Annotated in this window: 3 protein-coding genes; 1 reads left to right on the top strand and 2 read right to left on the bottom strand. The window is 69.1% G+C overall.

Translation table 11 applies throughout. The annotated features are described in order from the left end of the window. A partial coding sequence (locus tag PHQ87_RS15610) for a dual specificity protein phosphatase family protein (protein WP_300236408.1) occupies positions 1-1,087 on the top strand: 1,087 nt, incomplete at its 5' end. Between the two features lie 28 nt (positions 1,088-1,115). Here PHQ87_RS15610 and PHQ87_RS15605 read toward each other — a convergent pair. Both PHQ87_RS15605 and PHQ87_RS15600 read right to left on the bottom strand, forming a co-directional pair. Beyond that, on the bottom strand, positions 1,116-1,865 hold the full coding sequence (locus PHQ87_RS15605; RefSeq protein ID WP_300236405.1) for a LytTR family DNA-binding domain-containing protein: 750 nt from the start codon (positions 1,863-1,865) through the stop codon (positions 1,116-1,118). Between the two features lie 33 nt (positions 1,866-1,898). Next, the gene (locus PHQ87_RS15600; protein ID WP_300236411.1) at positions 1,899-2,870 is read right to left on the bottom strand and encodes a sensor histidine kinase; all 972 of its coding nucleotides are present in this window, start codon (positions 2,868-2,870) and stop codon (positions 1,899-1,901) included. Positions 2,871-2,881 lie beyond the last annotated feature (11 nt).

Genomic DNA, 2,881 nt, shown 5'->3' with positions numbered 1-2,881 from the left:
GCACGGGCTGGGCACGCTGGCGCAACGACTGAACCAGCCCCTGATCGAGCAGACCCGGGCGCACCAGCGCGCCATCACCATCCTCTCGCATGCGCTGTCGCAGCCAGCGCTGCTGATGATCGACGAGCCCACCTACGGCCTCACCGACGATGAAGCCGGCTGGCTGGTCCAGTGGCTCAAGAGCCTGGGCAGCCGGCAGCGTCTGCTGGTGGTGTTGCACCACCAGAAACAGGCCCGCGCACTGGCCGACCGCATCATCCTGCTCGGCGGTGGCCGCATCCTCGCCCACCAGGACACCTACCGCTTCTTCACCAACTCGGGCAATGCGTGGGTCGAGCAGTTCCTGCGCTCAGGCAGCCTGCCCATTGCATCGCCGGACGCCCAGCCGGAGCACCTCGACCCCGGCGTGCCACCGCCTCCGCCGCTGTCGGACCCGGCCCGGCAGGCACTGGCCGCCGCGCAGACGCCGGCGGCCGCGCCGGCTCCACCGGCGCCATCCGCACCGCCGGCCGCCACCGCGGCCCCGGCGGTTCGCCCACGCGCCACCCTGCCACCCCTGTCACCCCAGGGCGTAAGCACGGCAGCCCTGGTCGGCACAGCGGCCCCGCCCGACTCGCGCGGCCCCAACGGCTTCCACTGGATCGTCCCGGGCAAACTCGCCGGCACCGCCGAACCCGGGCTCAGCCACTCGATCGATTACGACCTCGACCTGCTGGCGCGCATCGGCGTGACGCACCTGATTTCGCTGACCGAGAAAGACCTGGACCAGGAGGCCCTGGGCCGGCATGGTCTGCAGAACATCCACCTGCCCGTGTTCGATCGCGAAACCCCCTCCATCGCACAGACCTACATGCTGCTGCGTCGCATGCAGAAACTGCTCGACGAGGGGAAGGTGGTGGCGGTGCACTGCAAGGCGGGCATTGGTCGCACGGGAACCGTTCTCGCGGCCTGGATGATCCGCGAGGGCGGCCTGAGCACCAGCAGCGCCATCGAGCGCCTGCGCCTGATCAACAAGTCCTACGTGCAGACCGAAATGCAGGAGAACTTCCTGCACGCGTTCGAAGCCGACATGCTGATGCGCCTGTAACGGGGCAACGGCGTGCCCGGCCGGCGGCTCAGCCCGTCAGTGCCTCGCGCACCGAGGCCAGTTGCCGACGCGAGACGGACAGCCGGTCGTCCACGCCGTCCAGGCGCACCGTCCAGCCTTCGCCATCGACCGGGTCCACCACTTTCTCCACCGCGCGCACACTGCGCCGCGCCACCAGGGCATTGCGGTGCACCCGCACGAACAGGTGCGGATAACGCGCCTCGAGATCGCTCAGGGCGCCGTCGTAGATGTACTCCTTGTCGGGCGTGCGCACCGTGATGTACTTCAGCTCCGCCTTGAGGTAGACCACGTCGGCCAGCGACACGCGCTCGCTGCGGCCACGCTCCTGGATGATCAGGTACTCACCGGCACCAGGTGGCTCCACGCCCCGTGCACCCTGGGATGCCTGGCGCTGACGCTGCACCTTCTGCAGCGCCATCTGCAGCCGCTCGCGCCGCACCGGCTTGGTCAGGTAGTCGGTGGCATCCAGTTCGAAGGCCTGCACCGCATGCTCGGCGTGGGCCGTCACGAACACCACCGTGGGAGCCGGCGTCAACTCGCGCAACTGGGCGGCCAGCGCCATGCCGTCGACGCCGGGCATGTGGATGTCCAGCAGCACCAGGTCGCAGGCCTGACGCTGGGCGACCTGAATGGCCTGCACGGCATTGGCCGCCTCGCCCACCACCTCGGAGCGGGGATCGGTGCACTCGGCCAGCAGGGTACGCAGCCGCGAGCGCGCCAGGGCTTCATCGTCGACGATCAGGACCTTCAATGTCATGCCATGCTCCGTCCGGTCATGCCGGTGGACCTCTCACAGGGGGATCTCCAGACGCGCCTGGTAGACCCCGTTGATCAACGCGCTCTGGAAGCGCCCCTCCAGATCGTGCAGCAGCCGCAGGCGCTGGCGCACATTGTCGAGCGCCAGCCCATGTCCCTTCGTACCCGTGCCCGCCGGCACCGTGTTGGTCACCTTGATGACCACCATGTCACCGCGCCGTTGCGTGCTGATGCGCACCGTGGCACCGCTCGGGCTGGGCTCGACGCCGTGCTTGACCGCATTCTCCACCAGGGGCTGCAGGATCAATGGCGGGAGTTTCGCACGCGAAGCGGTTTCGTCAATGTTCCACTCGATGCGCAGGCGATCGCCGAACCGCACCTGCTCGATGGCCAGGTAGTGGCGCGCCAGCTCCAGCTCATGCTTCAACGGCACCGCTTCCTTGGGATCGGCCAGCGCGTGCCGGAACAGCTCGCTCAGGTCTTCGAGCAGGCTTTCGGCCCGGGCCGGCTCCTCGCGCACCAGGGAGATGGCGCTGTTGAGCGTGTTGAACAGGAAGTGCGGCCGGATGCGGGCCTGCAACTCGGCCAGGCGCGCGGTGGTGCCAGCCGGCATGCGCGCCCTGGCCCGCCAGAACAGCGAGGTGGTGATGACCGCCGCCAGCAGCGCACCGCTGGCGGCGCTGGCCAGCCAGGGCGCCTCTGCAACCAGGCCCACCCAGGCCAGCATGGCACAGCCGTACAGGCCGGCCACGCCACCCAGGGCCAGGGACAGCGCCCACTGGGCCCTGACCGGCAGACGGTCGAACACCCGCTTGAGCAGGCACACCGACAACAGCCACACCAGCAGACCCGGCAACGCGGCGCCGGTGAGCGTGGCCGCGTAGGCAGACCAGGCTCGCCAGCCCGAGGTTTCGAACAGCGACGCCACCATCACGATGATCTGCACGAACAGCACCGCGCGCAGCACCACGCCGCTCTGGCAGGTGTCGAACACATAGGGATGCATGCGCGGTGCGG

Origin of the sequence: Hydrogenophaga sp. (assembly GCF_028698005.1) — a bacterium.
Lineage (GTDB): Bacteria > Pseudomonadota > Gammaproteobacteria > Burkholderiales > Burkholderiaceae_C > Hydrogenophaga.
The sequence above is the reverse complement of the archived record's forward strand: the minus strand, read 5'-3'. Positions and strand labels throughout refer to the sequence as shown.

Coding starts and splice junctions, on each gene's coding strand:
- PHQ87_RS15605 (WP_300236405.1), bottom strand. CDS start 1,865: ATGACATTGAAGGTCCTGATCGTCGACGATGAAGCCCTGGCGCGCTCG.
- PHQ87_RS15600 (WP_300236411.1), bottom strand. CDS start 2,870: ATGCATCCCTATGTGTTCGACACCTGCCAGAGCGGCGTGGTGCTGCGC.